The following is a 23,841-nucleotide window of genomic DNA, read 5'->3' as shown; positions in this document are numbered from 1 at the left end:
ATCATGTCAATGTCCCTATAACGGTTCGCTCACGCGAAGGCGCGAGATATCGGCTTTGTTGAATCCACCAGAACTGACTCACGCGAAAGCGCGAAGCCGCGAAGTTGGAAACAGTGTTAGCGGTTTCCTTCGCGTCTTCGCGTCTTCGCGTGCGATCCACCGCCCTGTCTCACACACATGATCGACCCGTCAACCCTGCCGACCGAGCCCGGATGCTATCTCTTCTCTGATAGCGAGGGGACCATCATCTACGTCGGGAAGGCAAAGAACCTCAAGCGGCGGGTCTCGAGTTACTTCTCCCGGCACGACCTCGACAGGAAGACACAGAAACTCGTCGCCGCGATCGCCGGGCTCGACTTCATCGTCACCGACACCGAGGTCGAGGCGTTCATCCTCGAGAACACCCTGATCAAGAAGCACCAGCCGAAGTACAACATCGATCTGAAGGACGCGAAGAGGTACGCCTACATCCACGTCACCGACGAGCCCTACCCCCGGATTCATACCGCCCGCCAGGCGGACGGGAACGGCCGATACTACGGCCCGTTCGTCTCCGGCCGGGAGCGCGAGGACCTTCTCCGGCTCTTGAAATCGCTCTTCGGCCTCCGGTCATGCCGCCGCCTCCCCCGGCGTCCGTGCCTCCGTGCCCATATGGGCTCGTGCAGCGCTCCCTGCACGGGGAGGATCGGCGAGGATGATTACCGGGAGCGGGCGAGAAGGGCCGAGGCGGTCCTGAAAGGGGATATCGCCGGGCTCATCCGGACGCTCCGCGAGGAGATGGCTGCGCACGCAGAGCGGCAGGAGTACGAGCGGGCGATGGAGCTCCGCAACCAGATCGCGGCTCTCGAAGGGCTGCGCGAGCGGCAGCACGTGGACCGGCAGAAGACCTACAACGAGGATATCGTCAACTATATCGTGAGCGAGGGAACCGTCTTTCTGATGCTCTTCAACGTCGACCGGGGAACGCTTGCCGGGAAGCACGAGTACACCTTCGACGAGACGGAGGGGTTTCTCGAGGAGTTCCTCGCCCGCTACTACGCGGAGAACGAGCCCCCTGAGGAGGTGATCCTCCCCGAACCCGTGGACGACGCGCTTCCCGGCTATCTCTCCCACCTCCGGGGCGGCAGGAAGGTCCGGACGGTCGTGCCGCAGCGGGGCGAGAAGAAGAACCTCCTCGACCTGGTCAGGAAGAACGTCGAGATCGGGTTCTTCGGAGACCAGATCAAACTGGACGAGCTGAAGCGCCGCCTGCACCTCCCCGACCTTCCCGTCGCGATCGAGTGCTTCGACATCTCCCACCTCTCCGGGACGGCGATGGTGGGCTCGATGGTCCGGTTCCTCCGGGGGAAGCCCGACAAGAAGAACTACCGGCGCTTTGCGATACGGACGGTCGAGGGCGTCGACGACTTCGCCGCCATCGCCGAGGTGGTCCGGCGCCGCTACTCGCGCCTCCAGAAGGAGGGCGGCGAACTCCCGAACCTGATCCTCATCGACGGCGGGAAGGGACAGCTTGCAGCGGCAACCGCGGTGCTCAGAGACCTCGGGCTCAGGGTCCCGATCGCATCCATCGCGAAGCGCGAGGAGGAGGTCTTCGTGCCGGGATTCTCGTATCCCCTGCCCCTTGAGAAGCACGAGAAGGCGTCGCTCTTCCTCCAGGAGATCCGCGACGAGGCGCACCGGTTCGCGATCACCTACCATAGAACCCTGCGGAAGAAGACGGTGGCACCATGACGGAATTTCATCTGAACGCGGATTTTAAACCCACGGGATCGCAGCCAGGGGCCATACGGGACCTCGTCGACGGGATTACTCGCGGCGAGCGGTTCCAGACCCTCCTCGGGGTCACGGGGTCGGGCAAGACATTCACGATAGCAAACGTCATCGAGGCGGTCCGGAAGCCCACCCTCGTCATAGCCCACAACAAGACGCTCGCAGCCCAGCTCTACAACGAGTTCAAGTCGTTCTTCCCGGAGAACCGGGTGGAGTACTTCGTCTCCTACTACGACTACTACCAGCCCGAGTCATACATCGCGAAGCGGGACCTTTACATCGAGAAAGACGCCCAGATCAATCCCAAGATCGAGCAGATGCGGCTTGCGGCGACCGCATCGCTCCTCTCCCGCCCCGACACCATCGTGGTCGCCTCGGTCTCCTGCATCTACGGCCTCGGCAACCCCGCGAACTTCCGGGGGATGGGGTTTGAGGTGAAGGTCCGGGACCGGATGCGGCGCGACGAGATTATCAGGAAACTCATCGAGATCCAGTTCGAGCGAAACGACATCGAACTGATGCCGGGGCGGTTCCGCGTGAAGGGGGACACGATCGATATCGTCCCCGGCTACTTCAACAACATCATCCGGATCGAGCTCTTCGGGGACGAGGTGGACCGGATCAGCGAGATCGATAAGGTCTCCGGCCAGCGGCTCGAGACGATGGACTACTTCTTCGTCTATCCGGCCCGCCACTTCGTCGCCCCGGAGGAGGAGAAAGAACGGGCGATCATCTCGATCCGGGAGGAACTCGAAGAGTGGCTCCCGAACCTCGGCATGCTCGAGGCGCACCGCCTGCGCCAGCGGACCCTCTACGACATCGACATGATCCGCGAGACCGGGACCTGCAAGGGGATCGAGAACTACTCCCGCCATTTCGACGGGCGGAAGGCCGGCGAACAGCCCTACTGCCTGTTGGACTACTTCCCGGAGGACTTCCTGATGGTGATCGACGAGAGCCACCAGACCCTGCCCCAGGTCAGGGGGATGTACCACGGCGACTACTCGCGGAAGAAGTCGCTCGTGGACTACGGGTTCCGGCTCCCGTCGGCCTTCGACAACCGGCCGCTGAAGTTCGACGAGTTATCGGGCTACATGCGAAACGTCATCTTCGTCTCGGCGACGCCGGGCGACTATGAGCTGGAGCGCTCGACCGTGACGGAGCAGATCATCCGGCCGACGGGGCTCGTCGACCCGGCGGTCGAGGTCCGGCCGATCGAGGGGCAGATCCCGGATGTCATGAGGGAGATCCGGGTCACCATCGAACGCGGCGACCGGATACTCCTGACGACGCTCACGAAGAGGCTCGCCGAGGAACTCTCGGAGTACCTGGCCGAGCAGGGGATCAAGACCCGTTACCTTCACTCCGAGATCAAGACCATCGAGCGGACGGAGATCATCCGGCAGTTCCGGCTCGGGAAGTACGATGTCCTCGTCGGGATCAACCTCCTCCGCGAGGGCCTCGACATCCCCGAGGTCGGGCTCGTGGGGATCCTCGACGCCGACAAGGAGGGGTTCCTCCGCGACGCGAGAAGCCTGGTCCAGACGATCGGCCGCGCCGCCCGGAACGTCAACGCGAAGGTGGTGCTCTATGCCGACACCATGACCGACTCGATCAAGAAGGCGATGGCCGAGACCGAGCGGCGGCGCGCGATGCAGATGGAGTACAACGCCCGGCACGGCATCACGCCGCAGACGGTCAGAAAACCGATCCGGGAGAGAGAGGTCGATATCACCGACGTCAGGCATGTCCCGAAACAGGAGATCCCGAACCTGATCATCGAGCTCGAGGCCGAGATGCAGGAGGCGGCCGAACGCCTGGACTTCGAGCGGGCGATCGCGCTCCGGGATACGATCAGGAGTCTGCAGGAAGGGGGGGCGCGGTAGAGGTACCGCGATGAGTTCGGGACCGATAGGATCACGCGAAGTATGGATGGCAACCGGGACCGCTCCACTATCAGGCAGTGGCGGTGCCCGGTTCCAGTCGGGCTGGAACCTTCCGAACCAATAGCACCGTGGGGAGTGTCAGACCTCAGCAGTCCCCCCGGTAGAATACATCGTCCCGCGCTGGGGCAGGATGATCCAGAGCAGGATGTAGACGGCAATGCCGGGAAGGAACCCCGTGAGTGCGGTGACGATAGCCCAGACCACGCGGATGACATTCGCGTCGATCTCGATATACTCCCCGATGCCGCCGCATACGCCGGCGATCCAGCGGTCGTTTCGTGAGCGGTATAATTTCTTCGCCATGAAAACTCCTCAAGGGCTCTCTTTGCTGTATGCATAATAGGTGTTTCGCCGGGGAGAGCCGGGGGAGAGATACCGGTGGCTCAGCCGGATGCCGGGCGAACGGCCCTGCGCTTGCGGTTCCCGGACCTGGTCCGGGCCTTCCCGGCCGGCCGGTCCGGGACGCAGGCGTCGCACCCACCGCAGGGGAGAGAATCGTAACGCTCCCCGAAGTAGGCGAGGATCCGCTCCCTCCGGCACCCCCCCGCGGTGCAGTAGTCCACCATGCTCTGCAGTTTTGCCCGGGCGACCTCGCGCTGGAACTCGGAGGGGAGGTCGCGGTCGATGAGGGACCGGAGGCGCTTTGCGTCGTCGTCGTGGTAGAAGAGGATGCAGTCGCTCAGCTCCCCATCCCTCCCGGCCCGGCCGCTCTCCTGGTAGTAGGCCTCGAGCGTCTTCGGCATATCGTAGTGGACGACGAACCGCACATCCGGCTTGTCGATGCCCATCCCGAACGCGCTCGTCGCGCAGATGAGTCCGACCTTTCCGCGGATGAACCGGTCCTGCGTCTCCGCCCGGGCGGCCGCCGCCATCCCGGCGTGGTAGGGGAGCGCCGGGATGCCGTCGGCCCGGAGCCTTGAAGCGAGCGTCTCGGTCCCCCCCCTCGTCGCGGCATAGACGATCCCGGCATCCTCCCTCCGGCGCCGGAGGAGGTCGCGGAGTTGCCCGTATGCGTCCTCTCCCTTCGGCACGACGGCGTAGCGGAGGTTCTCGCGGTTGAAACTCCCGACATAGACCGAAGGCTCCGCAAGGTGAAGCTGCCGCACGATATCCTCGCGGACGTCCGGGGTCGCGGTCGCCGTCAGGGCGACCATCGGCACCGCCGGGAACCGCTCCTTGAGGACCGCGAGCGACCGGTACTCAGGGCGGAACTGGTGCCCCCACATCGAGATGCAGTGCGCCTCGTCGACCGCGATCAGCGTAATGGGGAGGGAGGCCGCAAGAGCAAGGAAATCTTCGCCGACAGCCTTCTCCGGCGAGACGTAGAGGACCTGGACCAGGTTCTCCTCGAGGTCCGCGAGGACCCTCCGGGTCGTCGCATAGGAGCAGGCGGTGTTCAGGGCTTCTGCCCCGATCCCGCGGGCCTGGAGGTCGTCGACCTGGTCCTTCATCAGGGCGATGAGGGGCGATATCACCAGCGCGACGCCGTCGCCCATGAGCGCCGGAACCTGGTAGCAGAGCGACTTGCCCCCTCCGGTCGCGAGGACGGCAAGGACGTCGCGTCCGGCGAGGAGGTCGCGGATGATCTCCTCCTGGTAGGGGTTGAAGGCCGTATGCCCGAAGTAACGCTCCAGGATCAGGTGCAGGCGATCCATCGGTATATATGTGGGTGCTGTGGCGGCATAGTATCTTCGGCCCCGAAAATCTCGCAGAATGAGGCTGGATCCGGCTGAAATCCGGGGCCTTCTCAGCCCGAGACTTCGTCCCAGAACCCGGCGAAAGCGGAGAAGATCCTCTCCCGGATCCCGGCGAGCTCCGCCTCGTCGGCTTCACGGCCTTCCGTCTCGTAGAGGCCGCGGTTGATCTCGACCTGGACCCAGGGGGTCCTCGCCCGCCGGTAGTGTGCCGCCGATATGAACCCGCCCCGGAAAGGGTCGTTCATCGCAACCCTACCTTCCCCCTCGAACTCCGACTGAAACGCCCGCGTGAGCGCCCGGAGCCACTCCGGCGGGCAGGTCACGAAGTTGTCCTTCTTCCGGGGATTCCCATGCCGGTCGCCGCGGTTGCTCAGGCAGAAGAGAGGGCGCGGGAGCCCAGCGTCCCGCCGGACCGGCGGTGAGTACGGCAGCATGCTGTGGCAGTCGAAGGCGACCTCGACGGCGCAGGTCTCGAGGGCCCGGGTCAGCCGCTCGTGGAATGGGTAGTAGTAGTTCTGCAGGAGGGCCCCGATCATCTCCCTGCCGGGCACCTGCCCCTTCCGGTAGATCGGGGTTCCGTCCTGCGTGATGACCTTGACCACGCCGTCCTGGGCCCGGGGCGGGTAGTCGTACGGCGGACGGTTGGTGTCGACGAAGATCCGTGAGAACTCGAAGTCGACCAGCGCCTCCGCCGCGTCGTCAAACCCGTAGAGGGAGCGGGTATGAGGATCGCTGTTGAAGACGATCTCTTTTCTCGATAGATTGACGAGACTCCGGACCTCGGGCGGGACAGAAACGCCCCCGTGGGGTATCGAGATGAGGAAGGGATACCGGCCGCTCAACCTTCTTTGCCTCCTTCGGGATCGTTCCGGCAACCGGCGCTCATGCTGCTCCAACCGCGGATGTATGGGGAGCACCGGTACTAAAGCGCACCGGTCGCGGAAGGCGGCACAGGCTGCCCCCGGCCCCGGCAGGATGCCGGCAGCATGGAAGATGGGACGGTTCCGGCCGGGCGGACACGCATTTTATAAAGGCGGCCTCCCATCTGTCGATCGGAGGCCGGTTCCGGATGGTTCAGGATAGAGAGCAGTGGTCGTCGACCCTGGGGTTCATTCTCGCAAGCATCGGCTCGGCCGTAGGGATAGGGAATGTATGGCGGTTCCCTTACATCGTGGGAGCCAACGGGGGCGGGGCGTTTCTGGTCCCGTACCTGATCTCCGTCCTCCTCTTCGGGATCCCCCTGATGATGCTCGAACTCTCCATCGGCCGTTCCACGGGGAAGTCCGTGGTCTCCGCCTTCCGGTCGATACAACAGCGTTTTGCATTTGCAGGCCTCATCATCGTCGCCATCGTCAGCCTGATCCTCGGCTACTACCTGGTGATCACTGGCTGGGTGCTCGCCTACGCGCTCTCCTTTCTCTTCGGGCAGCCGATGGCGTTCGACGCGTTCACCGACTCCTACCTCCCGCTCATCTTCTTCCTCCTCTCGGGACTCGCCGTCTTCGTGACCGTGCGCTCCGGGGTCCGGAAAGGGATCGAGAGGGCCTCCCGGTACCTCATCCCGGTCCTCATCGCGATCCTTCTCTTCCTCGTGGTCTTCTCCCTCACCCAGCCCGGGGCGGCCGAGGGGCTCGAGTTCTACCTCTCCCCGGACTTCTCCAGACTGACCGATCCGGGCGTCTGGATCGCGGCGTTCGGGCAGGCGTTCTTCTCGCTCTCCGTCGGCATGGGAATCCTGCTCACGTTCGGGAGTTACCTTCGGGGTGAATCCCTCTTCCGGAGCTCGGCCACCATCGCCGTCGCCGATATACTGATCGCGGCCCTTGCCGGGCTCATGATCTTTCCCCTCGTCTTCGCCTCGGGCCTCGACCCCGCGGCCGGGGTGAACCTCGCGTTCGTCACCCTCCCTTCCGCTTTTGCGCAGATCCGGTTCGGCATGGTGCTCGGAGCGCTCTTCTTCCTCATGCTCTTTGCAGCAGCCATCACCTCCGCGGTCTCCATGCTCGAGGTCCCCGTGGCGGCGCTGATGGATTCCTACGACTACCCGAGACGGCGTGCGACGCTCCTCGTCTTTGCCGCAATCATGCTCTTCGGGCTTCCGTCGGCTCTCAGTTACACAGCTCTGGGGCTCTCGGTCTTCGGGCTCCCGTTCCTCGACCTCGCCGATTACGTCTTCGGGACGATCGGCCTCATCGCCGCAGCGCTGATCATCTCCATCGTCGGCGGATGGTTCATGAGCCCCGCGCGGATCTGCGCAGAGATTGGCGGATGCGGGTGGCGGCAGAGCGCGTACATGGCGCTCATCCGCTACGGCGTTCCGGCCGTCCTCCTGATCACGCTGGCAGGCAACATCCTCCTCTCTGCAGGATGAGCGGGACCGGAGCGGGGATCATATGATTGGGGCCTGCTCCTCTTCCCGCCTGCTCGCCTCCTGTGCCTGGAGAAGGTCCAGGAGATCCTGCAGGTCGGGAACCGTCGCTGCCGGATACTCCCTCGTGAAGATGACGTGCCGGAACTCGTCGATAACGACGTTCGCCCGCCGGGAGTAGCCTTTCACGCCGTCGAAGACCTCGTACATCTGCGCCACGCCGCCATGCGGCCAGAAGTCCGCGAGAAGCCGGGTCTCCCCGATGCCGAGGCTCCCGGCCCAGGCCCGTTTGCAGGGGACGGAGTCCACACTGATACCGAGGGCGACGGCGTTGAGGGAAGAAAACGCCTCTCTATTCGCCTCGAGCGCCATCATCTGCCGGGCGCAGACGCTGGTCCAGGCCAGCGGGTGAAACGAGAGGACGACCCGCTTTCCTGAGAATGCCGACAACCGGACAGTGTTACCGTTCTGGTCCGGTATGGAGAAGTCCGGAGCTCGCTCACCGATCTCGACCATCGGGGATACTCCGGATCCGGCGGCCATAAATATATCCCGCCGCAGCTGAGACGGGGTCCCGAGAGCTTCGCGGATGTCCCGGCAGAGGAGACCCCATATTTAAGACTCCCGCCCGCAAGGGGTGTGCGATGCCGCCGGTCACCGACATCCTGATCATCGTCCTGCTGATCCTTGCAAACGGTTTCTTCGCGATGACTGAGTTCGCGATAGTCTCTTCAAGAGCAGTACGTCTGCAGAAGCGGGCAATGGCCGGCGACGCCGGGGCTGCGGCCGCCCTCGAACTTGCCCGGGACCCGACGCAGTTCCTCTCCACGATCCAGATCGGCATCACCGTCATCGGGATCCTGGCCGGGGCCTTCGGCGGGGCGACGCTCGCGGGACCGCTCGCAGAGGTATTCGCCGGCATCCCTCTGGTTGCCCCCTACAGCAGCCCGCTTGCCATCGCAACCGTCGTCGCCGCCATCACCTACCTGACACTCATCATCGGGGAACTGGTGCCGAAGCGGGTGGCCATGAACAACGCCGAACAGATCGCGTCCCTGGTCGCCCGCCCGATACGGCTTCTCTCCCTGGCCGCCGCACCCCTCGTCCGGCTGCTGAGCTTCTCGACGGAAGTGGTTCTCAGGGTGCTCGGTGTGCGTACGCCCTCGGAACCCGAAGTCACCGAGGAGGACGTCAGGGTCCTCCTCGGGCAGGCCACCCAGGCGGGCGTCTTCCATGAGGCCGAGCAGGATATGGTGGAGAGCGTCTTCCGCCTCGCCGACCGGCGGGTCAACGTGCTGATGACCCCGCGACCGGACATCGTGGCCGTGGACGTGGAGGACCCTCCTGCGGAGAACTGGCAGAAGATGGTGGAGTCAGGGCACGTCTACTTTCCGGCCTACCGCGAGCACCTGGACAACCTGCTCGGCATCGTCTCGGTCCGCAACCTCTGGGCACGGATGATCTCGGGCGAGACGCCGGACCTTGCAAAAGCAGTCGAACCAGCCCTCTTCGTGCCCGAGAGCGTCCCCGCGCTCTCGGTCCTCGACGAGTTCAAGACCTCCGGGGCGCGGATTGCCCTTGTCACCGACGAGTACGGGAGCATCCAGGGGCTGGTCACGGTCCACGACATCATGGAGGCGATCGTCGGGGGCATCCCATCGGCCGGGCACCCCCCCGAGGGGCCGGCGGTCCGCCGTGAGGACGGGTCGTGGCTTCTCGACGGGATGCTCCCGATCGACGAGTTTCACGACCTCATCGAGGTGGCCTCTCTCCCCGGCGAGGGGCGGGGGTACTATCAGACGATCGGCGGGTTCGTGATGATGTACCTCGAGCGGGCGCCGGTTACCGGAGACCGGTTCGTCTGGAACGGGTTGCGGTTTGAGGTCCTTGATATGGACGGCTATCGGGTCGATAAGGTTCTCGTCGTCCCGATAGCCGGGAACGAAGCAAAAATAGAGTGATTATTCCTCGATCTCGACGAGAGTGACGGTGAACGTGAGGTCTTCACCGGCAAGGCGATGGTTCATGTCGACCGTGATCGTATCGGCCGAGACTGCAGCGACCGTCGCGGGCAGAACCCGTCCGTCCGCCAGGGTCATCCAGACCTGCTGCCCGACAGCCAGGCTCTCGCTGTCGGGAACGCCGGCAGAGTCGATGGCAAAGACGAGATCCTCACGGTGAGGCCCGTAGGCCCGGTCGACGGGGATATGGAGGGTCTTCGTCTCCCCGACACGCATCCCGACGACGCCCTCATCGAATCCGACGATCACCGCACGGGTGCCGACGGTGAACCTGAGCGGCTCGCCTCCATCGGAACTGTCAAAGACCGTTCCGTTCGCGAGGGTGCCGGTATAGTGGACCTTCACCCTGTCTCCGGTCTTGACAACTGCGGCATCGTCGCTTGCGGTGCAGCCCGAACCGGCGACAAGGAGAGCGAGGATGCCCGCGAGGAGGAGTCCGTAAGCCCTTCTCATCTCTCCCCCTCGCTGTCGAGCGCCTTCCGGAAGCACTCCACCGCGTCGGCGAACCGGCCCTGCCGGTCAAGCGCTCTTCCTTTCAGGTACCACGCCCGCGCATGGCGGGGCTCCTTCTCAAGGACCTTCTCAAAGCAGGTCGCCGCCTGGTCGTGTTTGCCCAGGTGGCCGAGGGCGATCCCCTTGCAGAGCCAGGCATGGGCATCCCCATCGCCGAGCCCGATCGCCGAGTCGAAGGCCTTGACGGCGTCGGCATGCCGTCCGAGGGTATCCATGAGCACCCCGGTGGCGTTCCAGATCGCCGCATTCTTCGGCGCGACCGAGAGCGCTTTCTCGTAGCTGACCAGGGCGTCGCCGTATCGGCCCGCCTTCTCGAGCACCGCCCCCCTCATAAAGAGCGCCGCGGGGTTGTCCGCCTGGAGGACAATGATCTTATCGATCGACCTGACCGCTTCGTCGTAGCGGCCGAGGCGGAGAAGGGCCGACGAACGGGCGTGAAGGGTCTCTATGCTGGTCGGCTCCTTGTCCAGCACCCGGGTATAGGCCGCAAGGGCGTCCTGGTACCTGCCGGCCTTCTCGTGGGCCTCTCCAAGCCTCCGCAGGGTGAGGGTGTCGGCCGGATCGGCCCGGATCACCTTCTCAAAGCACTCCACCGCGTCGGCGTACCGGCCGAGCCACATGAAGATCTCCCCGCGCCGCTGCCAGGCGGCCCGGCTCTCCGGGCTGGCCTCGATGATGCCGTTCGAGCACTCCAGCGCCTCCTCGTACCGCCCCATGTGCAGGAGAGCGCTCTCGAGGGTATACCAGGCCTCCACGTCGCGCTCGTCGCGCTCGAGCACCATCGCATACTGCTTGATCGCGTCCCCGAACTTCCCGGCCCGCTCAAGCGTCATCCCGAACGCCATCCGCGCGTCGCGGTCGCCGGGAGAGGTCTCCAGGTAGTGCTCGTATGCCTCTGCCGCCTCCGCGTGCCTGCCGACGGCCTCCAGCATATCCGCCCGGATCTTTGCCACCCGCGTATTCGAGCCGTCGGCGGCGAGCACCAGGTCGCAGCACTCGATCGCCTCCTGGTGCCTGCCGAGACGCGCGAGAGCGACAGCGAGCGCAAACCAGGCGCCGGTATCTCCCGGCCGTCCCCTGGTCACTTTCGCATAGCACTCCGCCGCATCTGCGTACTGCCCCATCCGCTCGAGAGCCCTGCCCCTGTTATACCATGCGAAGAGGTCTTCTGGAGCGGTCTCGATAGCCTTCCCGAACCGGTCGGCGGCCTCTCCGTATCTGCCGAGCGTGGCAAGGACGGCCCCGAGGTTCAGCAGGTTCCCCCCGGCCCCCGGATTGGCTGCAAGCAGCGTCTGGTAGCAGTCGGCGGCTTCGGCATAGCGCCCGACGGCCTCGAGAAGCCGTGCCTTCCGGACGAGCGTTCCGGTCTCCCCGGGATTTGCCCGCATCGCGCGGTCGACCGATTCGAGCGCTTCGGCGTAACGTCCGAGGCGTTCGAGCGCCGCGCTCCTGCCGAGCAGGGAGACCCGGTCGGCCGGGTTCCCCTGAAGCGCCCGGTCGAAGCAGGAGAGAGCCTCCTCGTAGCGTCCGAGATGCATCAGCGCGTCTCCTCTGCTCTTCTCTGCGGCGGTGTCTCCCGGGTTGGCCCGCAGGAGGGCGGCGAACGTCTCTGCTGCCTCTGCGTACCGGGAGAGGTGCATCAGGGCTTCGGCCTTCCTCTGCAGGAGGTGGAGGTCGTCCTCGCCGGCGGCAGGGACCCGTTCGAGGTGAGCAAGCGCGTCGTCGTACCTGCCGAGATTCATCAGGACGTCGGCCTTCATCAGACGGGCAGCAGCGTTATGGGGTTCTCTCTCGAGAACAGTATCCAGGCACCGGTCGGCCTCGTCATACCTGCCGAGGTGGACGAGTGCGGCAGCGTTCTGCTGCAGCGTGAGGATGTTTCCGGGCTCGGCCTCGAGAACCTGCTTGAAGTTCTCCTGGGCCTCGGCGTACCTGCCGAGGAAGAGCAGGGCAGCCCCCCGGCAGTTCAGGATGGTCTCGCTGCGGGTATCGAGGTTCTGCGACTTCGGCTTCTGGAGAGCGTCCGCGCCGTCTCTCTCGAAGAGGGCAAGGTCGCTGCCGCTCCCGATCCACTTCATCCCGCCCATCGCCCGGTTCTCGAGCACCCGGTCGAAGGACCGGACCGCTTCAGCGTACCGGCCGAGGCGGAAGAGCGCCATGCCGCGGGCATACCAGACCTGGATCCTGTTCTGGTCATGCTTTAAGACGTGATCGAAGCTCTTGACCGCCCGATCGTAACTGCCGAGCGTGTCGTAGACGAGACCCATGGAGTAGCGCACCGGGATGTGGTCGGGGTCGGTGAGGGCGACCTTCTCGAAACATTCCATCGCCTCTTTATAGTTCCCTGCCTGGAGGAGAAGCGAGCCGCGGTGGTACCAGGCATGAACATTCCCCTGCTCCGCGGAGGCGATCGTTGCGTAGCAGCCGGCGGCATCCTGGAACCGGCCGAGGCTTTCGAACGCGCGGGCTTTCCCGTAGAGCGCGTCGGGGTTGCGGGGCTCTCTCTCGAGCACCCGGTCGAATGCCTCGACGGCACCGGGGAGGTCCCCCAGGTTTAAGAGGGCGGTCCCTTTCCTTGCGAGCAGGGCTGTTCTGCCGGGGTCCGTCCTGAGAACCCGCTCAAAACAGGCGGCCGCTTCCCGGAAGTCGCCGGTCCGCTCAAACATCTTCCCCAGTCTCTCACGGAGGACGGCATCCTCCGGGTTCGCGTCGAGCGCCCGGGCATAGACCTCTGCCGCCTCTGCGTACCGGCCGAGCCGCTCGAGCATCTCCCCCTGCCAGTACCGGGCATCCGTGTTCGCAGGCTTCCCTTCCGCGAGCTTCGCGAAGCATCCGGCCGCTTCCTCGTAGTCGCCGGTCCTTGTAAGGACGTGCCCCAGTGTCCGTATGGCTCCGGCGTCGTCGGGAGACGACTCAAGAGCCTTCCTCAGCCACCCTGCAGCCTCATCGTCCCTGCCGAGACAGGCGAGAGCCTGGCCCATGGCCAGCCTGACCGGGCCGTTCTCAGGCTCGATCTTGAGCGCCTTCTCGAAACTCTTTACCGCTTCATTGTAGTTCCCGGCCTCAAACTGGGAGAGCCCCTGTTTTACGGAGGGATTCGCGTTCTTCCCCTGGCCCAGAATATTACCGAAGAAATCCATCTGACACCCTCTGCCGTTGCACGCCCTGTGCGGTCGGATTTACCGCCACATTCTCGCGGGACGGAGTACCCATCCTGGAGGCGGCCCTTCTGTCTCTAAGGATAGTGCGTTCGCCACTATTTGATAAGAACGGTTTGTCCCATGAATCTTGTTTGACGCAGAGATACTGCAGATTTACATTCCGGGGCTCTGGCGGAGAGACCCGTCCCGGCACCTGCAGGGATACGGCCTCCCCGGTCTCCTGGAACAGTTGCAGTGGTTTTTGCGTGCGCTCGGGACAATGACGCTCCGCTCGGAGGAAGGGGTTGTAGAAGGAGAAGTTGAACGCAGGTTTAGGATGCGCCGACCGGGACTCGAACCCGGGTTTAGGCGTTGGCAACGCCTAGTGATAACCACTACACTATCGGCGCACTCGTGTGCTCTCGCACCTGTGTGCCTTACAACGTGGTACTCGCTGGTTAATAAATGTGTCGGATGCCTGGTGGGGGTCGGTGGTGCCGTCGGGGGTTGTTTCCCGCAATCGGGCCGGATCCCGGCACTCTGGACCGTCTTTGGGACGTCGACCGCGCCGCCACCGCGCACCTACCCACGTCCATAGCGGAGCGCCTTCGCAATGTTGCGGTGAGCAAGTATCCAGAGCCCCGGGATCAGGACCAGGATGAAGATGGCGAGGGTATAGGCGAAGATATCAGCCGTCATCAGCAGGAAGTTGAAGATGCCGTGCAGTGCGATGCCGAGGACGAGCCCCCGAAAGACGATGCCGGGCCGCTGGTCGGCGGCCATGAACTTCGCCCGGCCGAGGGCGTAGCCCCATACGCTCGCAAAGAGCGCGTGTCCCGGGACCGAGAAGACCGCCCGGACGGCGATCGTGCTGAGAGCCAGCGCCGGCGACGTCACGTATGCCGCAAAGACATAGAGGACGTTCTCAAGCGACGCGAGCCCGAGGGCAGCGGCGGTGGCGTAGACGATCCCGTCCATCGGCTCGTCGAACTCGGTGTCGCGGTAGGCGAACCGGCGCACGACCCAGTACTTGCCGTACTCCTCGACGACGGGCGCGACGACGGCACCCATAATCAGCGACGACGCGATGAAGAGGCCGAAGAACCCCTCGACGAAGGCCACCGGGAACGTGACGAGAACACCGAGCAGGAAGAGTTTGACAATCAGTGCTGCCGGTTCTGGCTGGTATTTGTCCCTGCTGTAAAAATACCACGCCCAGAAGACTCCCGGCCCCAGCGCCAGGGCAAGGATCACCAGCGGCTCGATCTCGACCATGACGGGGGTTCATGGTGCCATGAGGGATGAGCCTTTCTCTCCCCCGTTTCGTGCCCGCGATCCGGACAAAAAATGAGTTACTCCGGGAGGAGGCGGTACTCCGGGGCGAGCCCCGCGAGCACCAGCAACCCGTAGTAACGGAAGAACGTGACGAACGGCACCGCGATCAGGAGCCCGACCGGGATGACGATGATGAGGTAGGGTATGAGCAGGAGAAGGAGCAGTGCGTAGTTTGCAGCCTGGAGAACGGCGAGGAGCACGATCCCCACGAGCACGAACGGTATCGCGACGACCAGCATGGCGAGGATGACCAGGACCGCCTGCACGAGCGCGGCGATGAGGCCCAGCACGAACTTCACGACGACGTAGGCAGCGGTCTGCCAGAGGTTGCCCGACATCACCCCGATGAGCCGCCTCCATCCCTCGATGACGCCGCAATCCTCGCGGATCATGATGGGGACGACGAAGTCGATGGTCAGGAGGAAGACGACCCCGACGAGGAGGGCGACGATCAGGAGGGCCGGGATGAGCAGAAGCACGAGGGCCGATACCCCGAAGCGGGATCCTGCCCCCGCCAGTCCGAAGAGCGCGAAGGCGAGCGCTGCGACGCCGATGATCAGGGCCAGCATGAAGACGAACTGGAAGAGGAAGAGCCGGACGCCTTTTCCAAACCGCTCACCAAAGAAGCGCCTGATACGGATCTCCCCCGTCGAGAGCATATCGACGAAGACGAACTGCATCGCCGCGCCGACGAGCATCCAGAGGAGGGCGAGCCCCAGCACGACGATGACGAACGCTGCGATCAGCGGCATTATCCCGGAGAAGGACCCATCCATGCCGGGCGGGAGGTCGCCTCCCCCGAAGTTGTACTGGGAGAAGTTCGGGAAGCTTGCTCCACCTCCCACAAAGAGCGCGATCACGGCCAGGCGGAGCCATATCCCCCGGTTCGGGGGCCAGAGCAGGCTTTTCGTGCGACTGAACGTCTCCTCGAGCCTGCTGAATGCGTAGATCTCTTCAGCCATATCTCTCACGAAGAAAAGGATCTCCCTGCGGTTAAAACCTTCTTCGGGTAAACCGGTGCCGGCGGCCCGGCCAGTGGGCATATGCCGACGGGCTGCAGGGGAAACGGGTTTTTCAACACTTTAATGTAGTCCGTTCACCACAGTATAGAAGAATGATCCCTCTCATGCTTGACCTGATGGGCAGGAGGGTGCTCATCTTCGGGGGAGGCGATGTCGGTGCCCGGAAGGCTGCATACTTCGAGCATGAGGCGGAGGTGACGGTGATCAGCCGTTCGTTCTCACCGGACCTTGAGGGCCTCGCGGTAGAGCGGCAGGAGGCCGACCTCTCGGCCCTCGCGGATGAAGCGCTCCAGGCCCTCCTCGCGGGTGCGTTTCTCGCGGTAGCGGCGACGCCGGACCCGGCCCTCAACGACCGTATCGGGAGGCTCTGCGCCGGAGCCGGTATCCTCTTCAACAACGCCGCCGGCGAGGCCGGGGATGTCATCATCCCGTCGGTCGTCCGGGGCAGCCGCTACCTGGTCGCGATCAGCACCCGCGGGAAGAGTCCTGCAGTCTCCCGTTACCTCCGCATGCGGCTCGAGACGGAGTATGCGGATCTCGATCGGATGATTGAACTGCAGGAAGAGATGCGTTCGGTGCTCAAAGAGATCGAACCGGTACAGGAGGAGCGGTCGAAAGCTCTCTGGAAGATCCTCTCGGACGACGAGATCCGGGAGGCGCTCGCCGCCGACTACGACCGGGCGCGCGCGATGGCGATCGAGAGGTATCTGCATGCCTGAACCGTTCACGACTCCGCTCGCGCTCGCGGGCATCAACCACCATATCGCGGATATCGCGACGCTCGAAGCGTTCCGGTTCCCCGACGAGACGGCGTTTCTCCATGAGGCGCGGGAGCGGTTCCGGGGCGCCCTTCTCCTTCAGACCTGCAACCGGGTCGAAGTCCTCGTGCAGGGCGACGGACGGAGCCTTGAAGGATTCCTGCAGGAGCAGGGGAGAGGCGGGTTTACGGTCTTCGAGGGCGAGGCCGTCTCCCGCCATCTCCTCGAGCTCGCCGCGGGCATCGACTCCCTGGTCGTCGGGGAGGACCAGATCCTCGGGCAGCTCAAGCGCGCGCTCGCGGCCGCGGAGGAGGCGGGGACCGCGAGCAGCGTCATCGGGCTCTGCATCAACAAAGCGGTGCACGTAGGGGTCCGGGTCCGGCGCCAGACGCAGATCAACCGCGGCGCGGTCTCGATCGGTTCGGCGGCCGTGACGCTCGCGGAGAAGCTCCTCGGCACCCTCCGCGACCGGCATATCCTGGTCGTGGGGAGCGGGGAGATGGGGCTCCTGGTGGCGCAGGCGCTCGCCGCCAAGGACCTCACGGCCATCTACGTCGCGAACCGGACCTACGAGCGGGCGGTGGTGCTTGCAGACAAGATCGGAGGGCGTGCGGTCAGTTTCAAGGACCTCTACCGCTACATCGCGCTCTCCGACGTCGTCATCTCCTGCACCGCCGCACCGCACCCGGTCATCCGGACCGAGGAGATCCGGGAGGTGATGGAGGAGCGCCTCTGGCCGCTCGACCAGCACCCCCGCCACCTGATCCTCATCGACATCGCCCAGCCCCGCGACGTCGAGGACGGGGTGCGGGCGATCGAGGGGGTGCACCTCTTCACCATCGACGACCTCCGGAGCATCAACGACGCCGCCATGGGCTCCCGGCGGAGCGAGGCGGACCGGGCGCGGGAGATCATCGACGAGGAGGTCGACCACTTCACCCGGCTCCTCCGGCGGACGGCGGCCGACGAGACGCTCGCCCTCCTCTACACCTGGGCGGAGTCGGTCCGGGCGCGTGAACGCGACCGGGCGCTCGCCCGCCTGGGAGAGAAGAACGGCCGCACGGCGGAGGTCATCGACGACCTGACGCGGGCGCTCACGAAGAAGCTCCTCTCGGACGCGACGGCAGCCATCCGGGCGAGTGCGGAGTACGGCGATATAGCAACGGCAGAGGCCCTGATGAGGGCGATTACCCGGGGAGAACCATGTTCCCAGAACGACGAATGAGGCGGGTGCGGCGGCGGATCATCCAGCCGCTCCTCCGCGAGACAGAACTCAGAAAGACCGACCTGATAGCGCCGGTCTTCGTGGACGAATCGATCAGCGCACCGCTTCCGATAGCCTCGATGCCGGGGCAGTCCCGGCACCCGGTGGAAGGCGTCGCCGACTACTGCGAGCGCCTCTACGATGCCGGCATCCGGGCGGTGATCCTCTTCGGGGTCCCCGGCGCAAAAGACTGCGAGGCGACCGGAGCCTATGCGGCGGAAGGCGTCGTCCAGCAGGCCATCCGGAGGATCAAGGAGCGATCGGCGGGGATGGTCGTCATCACCGACGTCTGCGCCTGCGAGTACACCGATCACGGCCACTGCGGCATCGTCGGGGAGACCATCGACGGACCGGACCTCTTGAACGACCCCTCACTCGCGCTGATGGCGCAAATAGCCGTCTCCCACGCGGAGAGCGGCGCCGACATCGTCGCGCCGTCGTGCATGCTCGACGGTATGGTGCAGGCGATCCGGGAGGCCCTCGATGCTGCCGGATACGAGGACGTCCTCATCATGTCTTACTCGTCGAAGTTCGCGAGCGCCCTTTACGGGCCGTTCCGCGACGCGGCAGGCTCGGGGTTCTCGTTTGGGGACAGGACGACCTACCAGATCAACCCGGGCAACGCCCGGGAGGCGGTGATGGAGTCGGAGCTCGACGCGGCCGAAGGGGCGGATATCCTGATGGTCAAGCCGGCGGGGATTTACCTCGATATCCTCGCATCCGTCAGAGGGCTCGGGCTGCCGGTGGCGGCCTACCAGGTCAGCGGCGAATATGCGATGATCAAGGCTGCCGCAGAGCGCGGGTGGCTGAACGAGCGGGCCGTCGCCCTCGAGACCCTCACCGCCATCAGGCGGGCCGGGGCCGACCTGATCATCACTTACTTTGCAGAAGACGCGGCGAGGTGGCTCGATGAAGAGCAGTGACCTCTTCGCACGAGCAAAGACCCTGATGCCGGGCGGCGTCAGCAGCCCCGTCCGGGCCATCAAGCCCAACCCGTTCTACGTCGAGCGTGCGGCAGGATCGCGCCTCACAACCGTCGACGGGGCGGATCTGATCGACTGCTGCCTCGGCTACGGCCCCCTCATCCTCGGCCACGCCCATCCGGTAGTCAGGGAGGCGATCGAGTGCCAGCTCGAGAAGGGCTGGCTCTACGGTACGCCGACGCCGCTCGAACTCGACCTTGCGGGAGTCATCACCGGCGACCATCCCGCGGTCGATATGGTCCGGTTCGTCTCGTCGGGCTCCGAGGCGACGATGGCCGCGATCCGGCTCGCTCGCGGCTACACGGGCAAGCAGGACATCATCAAGGTCGAGGGCGGGTTCCACGGCGCTCACGATGCGGTCCTCGTCAAGGCCGGGTCGGGGGCGACCACCCTCGGGGTGCCCGACTCCGCGGGCGTCCTCGCAGACCTGGTGGCGCATACCCGGCAGGTCCCCTACAACGACCCCGAGGCGCTCGAGACGCTTCTTTCCGGGAACGACGACGTCGCGGCGTTCATCCTCGAGCCGGTGATGGGGAACATCGGCCCCGTGCTCCCCGACGACGACTACCTGGCTGACGTCCGGGAGATCACCGCCGCCTACGGCGTTCTCCTCATCCTCGACGAGGTGATCACCGGCTACCGGGTCGGGATCGGCGGTGCGGAGGTGCACTATGGGGTCAAACCGGACCTCGCCACGTTCGGCAAGATCATCGGCGGCGGGCTTCCCATCGGGGCGTTCGGCGGGCGGCGCGAGATCATGGAGCTGGTCGCCCCCGCGGGCCCGGTCTACCAGGCCGGCACGTTCAGCGGCAACCCGGCGAGCCTCGCGGCGGGGTATGCGATCCTCCGCCATCTCCACGAGCATCCGGAGATCTACCGGCGGCTCGACGAGGCCACGCGGACGATCGGAGAGGTCGCCGCGGATGCCGGGAAGGGATCGTTCGTCAGAATGGGCTCGCTCTTCAAGCACTTCTTCAGGGAGTCGGCGCCGCAAAACTACCGCGAGGTCAAGGAGTGCGACACCGAGGCCTTCGGGCGGTTCTGGAAGGCGATGCTTGGCGCCGGGATCTTCCTCCCGCCGTCGCAGTTCGAGACGAACTTCCTCTCCGCCGCACACACCGAATCGGATATCGAGCAGATAGCAGACGCATACGGATCATGTCTCTTCGCATAGGCACACGGGGAAGCGCTCTCGCGCTTGCACAGACGAACAAAGTGGTCGGCATGCTCGCCGACCGGGGTATCGAGGCTGAGGTCGTGACGATCACGACCGAGGGCGACACCGCGACGGAAGTCCCGCTCCACGCCATCGGGGGGCAGGGGGTCTTCGTGCGGGCGCTCGACGACGCGATCCTCCGCGGCGAGATCGACGCCGCGGTGCACAGCATGAAGGACATCCCGGCGGCCCGCCCGGCAGGGACGGTCTGCTGCGCGGTGCTCGAGCGCGATTCGCCTGCGGACTTCCTCGCGCACGAGGGTCCCCTCGACGCGGTCCGGATCATCGGCTCGTCGAGCACCCGGCGCCGCGCCCAGCTCCTCCGCGACGCTCCGACCCTTGAGGTGAGGCAGCTCCGGGGGAACGTCGATACCCGGATACGGAAGCTCCGCGAGGGGCAGTACGACGCCATCGTCCTCGCGGAGGCGGGCCTCGAGCGTCTCGGCATCCGGCTGCCCGGCGAGCCCCTCCCCACGGACCGGTTCGTCCCGTCCCCGAACCAGGGGACCGTCGCGGTCGTCTGCCGGGACGACCCGGCCGTCGCCGGGGCTTTCGCGGCCCTGGACCACGCGCCGACCCGTCTCGACGTGGAGATCGAGCGGGCCGTCATGGAGGAGGTCGGGGGCGGATGCTTCACCCCGCAGGGTATCTTCTGCAGGGACGGGAACCTGATCGCCGAGGTGCTTGCGCTCGACGGCTCCCGGTGGGAGCGGATCGAGCGGCGGATCGCGACGGTTGACGAGGCCCGGGAGTGCGGGCGGGCATTGCGCAGGCAGGCCGCCGACCTGATCAGGGAGGCCTATACGGCCCTCGGGATGAAACCATGACTGGAAGAGCATATCTTGTAGGTTCCGGGCCGGGCGGGCTCGGCCTCATGACGATACGGGCCCGCGAGGTGATCGACTCCGCGGACGTGGTCCTCTACGACCAGCTCCCCGGCGAGGAGATCCTCGCAACGCTCCCGAAGAACGCCGAACGGATCGACTGCGGGAAGTACGGTGGCAGCCACACCCTGGAGCAGGACGCGATCGAGGAACTGATGGTCAGGAAGGTCAAAGAGGGTAAGACCGTCGTGCGCCTGAAAGGCGGCGACCCCTTCCTCTTCGGCCGCGGCGGGGAAGAGATCGAGACGCTCCGGGAGCACGGGATCGCCGTCGAGGTGGTGCCGGGGGTGACGAGCGCCATCGCCGTCCCGGAGATGGTCGGTATCCCGGTCACTCACCGGCGATACGCGTCGCAGGTGACGTTCATCACCGGCCACGAGGACCCGACGAAGCCCGAGTCCGCCCTCGACTGGGAGGTCCTCGCGCGCCTGAAGGGGACCCTCGTCATCCTGATGGGCGTAAAGAACCTCCCCGCCATCACTGCGGCCCTCGTGGAGCACGGCAAGGACCCGGCGACCCCGGTCGCGATCATCGAGCGCGGCCTCCGCCCCGACCAGCGCGTGACGGTCGGGACCGTCGCTGATATCCCTGAGAAAGCCCGCGCCGCAGGCGTCCGGCCCCCGGCGGTGATCGTCATCGGCGGGGTGGTGGAGCTCTATGAGGAGGACGGGCTGTCTGAGTGAGAGTGTAGCCCTGCCATAATCTGGAGGAACTCCCTCACTTTGGCATCTTCGCAGAATATCCGGTGTTATTTTTGTACTGCCGGCTCGCGTGAGATGACATCATCCCCCATGTATCTCTGACTCATTCGAAGTTCAAGCATGGGGAGCATGGGAAGCATGGGAAGCCGCCTGGCTTTGAGTCGCAAAGATACCGGACCCTTGCCCCGGCAGACGGTCCCGGTCTTACCTGCACCACCACCCCGGCAACAGGAATACTCTTTTCTCCTCCGCGCTTACCCTCCTATGAGAATTACCATGCGGAGTGAGACGGTTAAGACTGGCTACCAGCGTGCTCCGAACCGGGCGCTGCTCAGGTCGCTCGGCGTGACCGACCGGGAGATGGACCTGCCCTTCATCGGGATAGCAAACGCGTACAACACGATCGTCCCCGGCCACACCCACCTCCGGTCCCTCTCGCAGAAGGTCCAGGAGGGTGTCGCGGCCGCGGGCGGCGTGGCGTTCGAGTTCGGGACCATCGGGATCTGCGACGGGATCGCGATGGGCCACGAGGGGATGCGCTACTCGCTTCCCTCGCGGGAGAATATTGCCGACGCCGTCGAGCTGATGGTCGAGGCGCACCGGTTCGACGGCCTGGTCTGCGTAGGGACCTGCGACAAGATCGTCCCCGGCATGCTCATGGCGGCGATGCGCTGCAACATCCCGACGATCGTCGTCACCGGCGGCCCGATGCTCCCCGGCTATATGGCGGGCCGCGAACTCTCCCTCATCGACGTCTTCGAGGGCGTGGGCCGCGTCGCCGCCGGCACGATGAGCGAGGAGGAACTCAGGAGTCTCGAGTGCGCGGCGATGCCCGGCTGCGGGAGCTGCCAGGGCCTCTACACCGCAAACACCATGGCGTGCGTGACCGAGGCACTGGGCCTCTCGCTGCCGGGAACTGCCGCCACCCCCGCGGTCGACGCGGCAAAACTCCGCATAGCCCGGGAGAGCGGGGAACGGGCGGTCGATCTGGTCCGGGAAGGTATCCGGCCCCGGGATATCGTCACCCCGGCAAGCCTCGCGAACGCCGTCCGGGTGGACATGGCGCTCGGCGGCTCGTCGAACACGGTGCTCCACCTGATGGCCGTCGCCCGCGAGGCGGGGGTTCCCCTCGACCTTGAGACCTTCAACACCGTCGCCGAGGCGACCCCCCACATCTGCCACATGCAGCCCGGCGGGCCGCACTCGATGCTCGCCCTCCACCGGGCCGGAGGAATTCCCGCGATCTTGAAGATGCTCGAGCGCTACCTCGACGACGCTCCGACGGTCTCGGGCCGGTCGGTCCTCGAGATCGCAAAGAGCGCCCGCGTCACCGATCCGGGGGTGATCCGGACGGCCGACGCCCCGGTCAACCCCACCGGCGGCCTGAAGATCGTGCGTGGATCGCTCGCCCCCGACGGCGCGGTCGTAAAGTGTGCCGCCGTTCCTGAAACGATGTGGCGGCACCGGGGTCCGGCGCGGGTATTCGACGGCGAAACGGCTGCGATGGAGGCGATCCTCCACCGGAAGATCGCGGAGGGCGACGTCGTCGTGATCCGCTACGAGGGGCCGCGGGGAGGGCCGGGGATGCCGGAGATGCTCTCGCCGACCTCGGCGCTGATGGGACTCGGCTACTCCCGGGTCGCCCTGGTGACCGACGGGCGCTTCTCGGGCGGCACCCGCGGCCCGTGCATCGGGCATGTCGCCCCCGAGGCCGCGGTCGGCGGGCCGATCGCCCTCGTGGAGGACGGCGACGAGATCGCGATCGACCTCTACGCAAAAAGCCTCGACCTCGTCGTCGATGCGGCAACCCTCGAGGAGCGGCGGAAGGCATGGAAGCCGCCAGCCCGCCGCCTCACCGGAGTGCTCGCCCGCTACGCGCAGACCGTCGAGCAGGCGAACCTCGGCGCCGTCCAGAGATAACCTCTTTTTTTGGCCGGGCATGGAGGCGGCCCGGGCTGCGAACCGCCGCCGAACCGGCCGCACAGGGCGATTCTGAAGGATCTCCTAACACTTCTGGAGAGCGCATACTCCCCGCCGGGACCGCGCCCTCCGGCAGAATGTATTGTTCTTAACACTTCGAGGAGGTTAAGTTAATTTGAATCTTCCCCTGGCGCACCCGGTACCTCGCACCCCGGATCCCGACGTCCGTGTCCGGGGTTACTCCGGCGCTCCGGACATCTTTCAGGGGCAGAATGGCGTTCTTTCTTCCTGCTCCGGCGCGGT

19 protein-coding genes and 1 tRNA gene are annotated in these 23,841 nt (G+C 65.4%); 11 read left to right on the top strand and 9 right to left on the bottom strand.

All coding sequences use genetic code 11. From position 1 onward, the window contains the following. The first annotated feature begins 177 nt into the window (after positions 1-177). On the top strand, positions 178-1,731 hold the full coding sequence (gene uvrC, locus F8E02_RS09945) for an excinuclease ABC subunit UvrC (RefSeq protein ID WP_317065379.1): 1,554 nt from the start codon (positions 178-180) through the stop codon (positions 1,729-1,731). Further along, complete coding sequence (gene uvrB / locus F8E02_RS09940) at positions 1,728-3,656, top strand: excinuclease ABC subunit UvrB (protein ID WP_317065378.1); 1,929 nt, start codon at positions 1,728-1,730, stop codon at positions 3,654-3,656. The genes uvrC and uvrB overlap by 4 nt, the downstream gene beginning before the upstream one ends. Before the next feature lie 138 nt (positions 3,657-3,794). Here uvrB and F8E02_RS09935 read toward each other — a convergent pair whose 3' ends face one another. The 3 genes from F8E02_RS09935 to F8E02_RS09925 form a co-directional block, all read right to left on the bottom strand. Beyond that, the gene (locus F8E02_RS09935; protein WP_317065377.1) at positions 3,795-4,019 is read right to left on the bottom strand and encodes a PspC domain-containing protein; all 225 of its coding nucleotides are present in this window, start codon (positions 4,017-4,019) and stop codon (positions 3,795-3,797) included. Between the two features lie 80 nt (positions 4,020-4,099). Next, positions 4,100-5,371: a RecQ family ATP-dependent DNA helicase gene (locus F8E02_RS09930; RefSeq protein ID WP_317065376.1), complete on the bottom strand. Its 1,272-nt coding sequence runs from the start codon at positions 5,369-5,371 to the stop codon at positions 4,100-4,102. Between the two features lie 92 nt (positions 5,372-5,463). Continuing rightward, entirely contained in the window at positions 5,464-6,255 is a 792-nt protein-coding gene (locus F8E02_RS09925; RefSeq protein ID WP_317065375.1) for an N-formylglutamate amidohydrolase, read from the bottom strand. A gap of 227 nt (positions 6,256-6,482) precedes the next feature. Between F8E02_RS09925 and F8E02_RS09920 the strand changes: the two genes are divergently transcribed. Beyond that, a complete protein-coding gene (locus tag F8E02_RS09920) occupies positions 6,483-7,784 on the top strand; it encodes a sodium-dependent transporter (protein ID WP_317065374.1) in 1,302 nt (433 codons plus the stop codon). Between the two features lie 18 nt (positions 7,785-7,802). Here the strand turns inward: F8E02_RS09920 and F8E02_RS09915 are convergent, their stop codons facing one another. Beyond that, entirely contained in the window at positions 7,803-8,297 is a 495-nt protein-coding gene (locus F8E02_RS09915; protein WP_317065373.1) for a redoxin domain-containing protein, read from the bottom strand. Positions 8,298-8,425: 128 nt separating this feature from the next. Here F8E02_RS09915 and F8E02_RS09910 point away from each other — a divergent pair, with 128 nt between their 5' ends. Then, positions 8,426-9,742: a hemolysin family protein gene (locus F8E02_RS09910; RefSeq protein ID WP_317065372.1), complete on the top strand. Its 1,317-nt coding sequence runs from the start codon at positions 8,426-8,428 to the stop codon at positions 9,740-9,742. Here F8E02_RS09910 and F8E02_RS09905 read toward each other — a convergent pair whose 3' ends face one another. The 5 genes from F8E02_RS09905 to F8E02_RS09885 form a co-directional block, all read right to left on the bottom strand. Beyond that, positions 9,743-10,255, bottom strand: a complete 513-nt coding sequence (locus F8E02_RS09905) for an FKBP-type peptidyl-prolyl cis-trans isomerase (RefSeq protein ID WP_317065371.1) — start codon at positions 10,253-10,255, stop codon at positions 9,743-9,745. It lies immediately after the preceding gene. Next, positions 10,252-13,455 carry a tetratricopeptide repeat protein gene (locus tag F8E02_RS09900; protein ID WP_317065370.1) on the bottom strand — a complete coding sequence of 1,068 codons (3,204 nt, stop codon included), beginning with the start codon at positions 13,453-13,455 and terminating at the stop codon, positions 10,252-10,254. Before F8E02_RS09900 ends, F8E02_RS09905 begins: the two co-directional genes overlap by 4 nt. Before the next feature lie 338 nt (positions 13,456-13,793). Next, positions 13,794-13,865: transfer RNA gene (locus F8E02_RS09895), tRNA-Gly, on the bottom strand. 172 nt (positions 13,866-14,037) lie between these two features. Then, entirely contained in the window at positions 14,038-14,730 is a 693-nt protein-coding gene (locus F8E02_RS09890; RefSeq protein WP_317065369.1) for a PrsW family intramembrane metalloprotease, read from the bottom strand. 77 nt (positions 14,731-14,807) lie between these two features. Further along, positions 14,808-15,752 carry a DUF7544 domain-containing protein gene (locus tag F8E02_RS09885; protein WP_317065368.1) on the bottom strand — a complete coding sequence of 315 codons (945 nt, stop codon included), beginning with the start codon at positions 15,750-15,752 and terminating at the stop codon, positions 14,808-14,810. Positions 15,753-15,904: 152 nt separating this feature from the next. Between F8E02_RS09885 and F8E02_RS09880 the strand changes: the two genes are divergently transcribed. The 7 genes from F8E02_RS09880 to ilvD all read left to right on the top strand — a co-directional run bounded on the left by F8E02_RS09880 (position 15,905) and on the right by ilvD (position 23,538). Further along, complete coding sequence (locus F8E02_RS09880; RefSeq protein ID WP_317065367.1) at positions 15,905-16,531, top strand: precorrin-2 dehydrogenase/sirohydrochlorin ferrochelatase family protein; 627 nt, start codon at positions 15,905-15,907, stop codon at positions 16,529-16,531. Further along, positions 16,524-17,795: a glutamyl-tRNA reductase gene (hemA, locus tag F8E02_RS09875; RefSeq protein WP_317065366.1), complete on the top strand. Its 1,272-nt coding sequence runs from the start codon at positions 16,524-16,526 to the stop codon at positions 17,793-17,795. The genes F8E02_RS09880 and hemA overlap by 8 nt, the downstream gene beginning before the upstream one ends. Next, positions 17,774-18,757, top strand: coding sequence for a porphobilinogen synthase (gene hemB, locus F8E02_RS09870; protein WP_317065365.1), 984 nt, complete (start codon positions 17,774-17,776; stop codon positions 18,755-18,757). The genes hemA and hemB overlap by 22 nt, the downstream gene beginning before the upstream one ends. Further along, positions 18,744-19,991 carry a glutamate-1-semialdehyde 2,1-aminomutase gene (gene hemL, locus F8E02_RS09865; protein ID WP_317065364.1) on the top strand — a complete coding sequence of 416 codons (1,248 nt, stop codon included), beginning with the start codon at positions 18,744-18,746 and terminating at the stop codon, positions 19,989-19,991. The genes hemB and hemL overlap by 14 nt, the downstream gene beginning before the upstream one ends. Then, positions 19,976-20,860 carry a hydroxymethylbilane synthase gene (hemC, locus tag F8E02_RS09860; RefSeq protein WP_317065363.1) on the top strand — a complete coding sequence of 295 codons (885 nt, stop codon included), beginning with the start codon at positions 19,976-19,978 and terminating at the stop codon, positions 20,858-20,860. Before hemL ends, hemC begins: the two co-directional genes overlap by 16 nt. Continuing rightward, positions 20,857-21,600, top strand: coding sequence for a uroporphyrinogen-III C-methyltransferase (gene cobA / locus F8E02_RS09855; protein ID WP_317065362.1), 744 nt, complete (start codon positions 20,857-20,859; stop codon positions 21,598-21,600). The genes hemC and cobA overlap by 4 nt, the downstream gene beginning before the upstream one ends. A gap of 294 nt (positions 21,601-21,894) precedes the next feature. Beyond that, complete coding sequence (gene ilvD / locus F8E02_RS09850) at positions 21,895-23,538, top strand: dihydroxy-acid dehydratase (protein WP_317065361.1); 1,644 nt, start codon at positions 21,895-21,897, stop codon at positions 23,536-23,538. The last annotated feature ends 303 nt before the right edge of the window (positions 23,539-23,841 follow it).

Source organism: Methanoculleus caldifontis, assembly GCF_032842345.1.
GTDB lineage: Archaea > Halobacteriota > Methanomicrobia > Methanomicrobiales > Methanoculleaceae > Methanoculleus > Methanoculleus caldifontis.
This window is presented reverse-complemented; position numbering and strand designations above follow the sequence as displayed.

Excerpts from the sequence above, each read along its gene's own strand:
- hemA (WP_317065366.1), top strand. The coding sequence starts at position 16,524 with ATGCCTGAACCGTTCACGACTCCGCTCGCGCTCGCGGGCATCAACCAC.
- F8E02_RS09905 (WP_317065371.1), bottom strand. The coding sequence starts at position 10,255 with ATGAGAAGGGCTTACGGACTCCTCCTCGCGGGCATCCTCGCTCTCCTT.
- F8E02_RS09910 (WP_317065372.1), top strand. The coding sequence starts at position 8,426 with ATGCCGCCGGTCACCGACATCCTGATCATCGTCCTGCTGATCCTTGCA.
- F8E02_RS09880 (WP_317065367.1), top strand. The coding sequence starts at position 15,905 with ATGATCCCTCTCATGCTTGACCTGATGGGCAGGAGGGTGCTCATCTTC.
- ilvD (WP_317065361.1), top strand. The coding sequence starts at position 21,895 with ATGCGGAGTGAGACGGTTAAGACTGGCTACCAGCGTGCTCCGAACCGG.
- F8E02_RS09885 (WP_317065368.1), bottom strand. The coding sequence starts at position 15,752 with ATGGCTGAAGAGATCTACGCATTCAGCAGGCTCGAGGAGACGTTCAGT.
- hemB (WP_317065365.1), top strand. The coding sequence starts at position 17,774 with ATGTTCCCAGAACGACGAATGAGGCGGGTGCGGCGGCGGATCATCCAG.
- F8E02_RS09890 (WP_317065369.1), bottom strand. The coding sequence starts at position 14,730 with ATGGTCGAGATCGAGCCGCTGGTGATCCTTGCCCTGGCGCTGGGGCCG.
- hemL (WP_317065364.1), top strand. The coding sequence starts at position 18,744 with ATGAAGAGCAGTGACCTCTTCGCACGAGCAAAGACCCTGATGCCGGGC.
- hemC (WP_317065363.1), top strand. The coding sequence starts at position 19,976 with ATGTCTCTTCGCATAGGCACACGGGGAAGCGCTCTCGCGCTTGCACAG.
- F8E02_RS09930 (WP_317065376.1), bottom strand. The coding sequence starts at position 5,371 with ATGGATCGCCTGCACCTGATCCTGGAGCGTTACTTCGGGCATACGGCC.
- cobA (WP_317065362.1), top strand. The coding sequence starts at position 20,857 with ATGACTGGAAGAGCATATCTTGTAGGTTCCGGGCCGGGCGGGCTCGGC.
- F8E02_RS09935 (WP_317065377.1), bottom strand. The coding sequence starts at position 4,019 with ATGGCGAAGAAATTATACCGCTCACGAAACGACCGCTGGATCGCCGGC.
- F8E02_RS09920 (WP_317065374.1), top strand. The coding sequence starts at position 6,483 with ATGGTTCAGGATAGAGAGCAGTGGTCGTCGACCCTGGGGTTCATTCTC.
- F8E02_RS09900 (WP_317065370.1), bottom strand. The coding sequence starts at position 13,455 with ATGGATTTCTTCGGTAATATTCTGGGCCAGGGGAAGAACGCGAATCCC.
- F8E02_RS09915 (WP_317065373.1), bottom strand. The coding sequence starts at position 8,297 with ATGGTCGAGATCGGTGAGCGAGCTCCGGACTTCTCCATACCGGACCAG.
- uvrC (WP_317065379.1), top strand. The coding sequence starts at position 178 with ATGATCGACCCGTCAACCCTGCCGACCGAGCCCGGATGCTATCTCTTC.
- uvrB (WP_317065378.1), top strand. The coding sequence starts at position 1,728 with ATGACGGAATTTCATCTGAACGCGGATTTTAAACCCACGGGATCGCAG.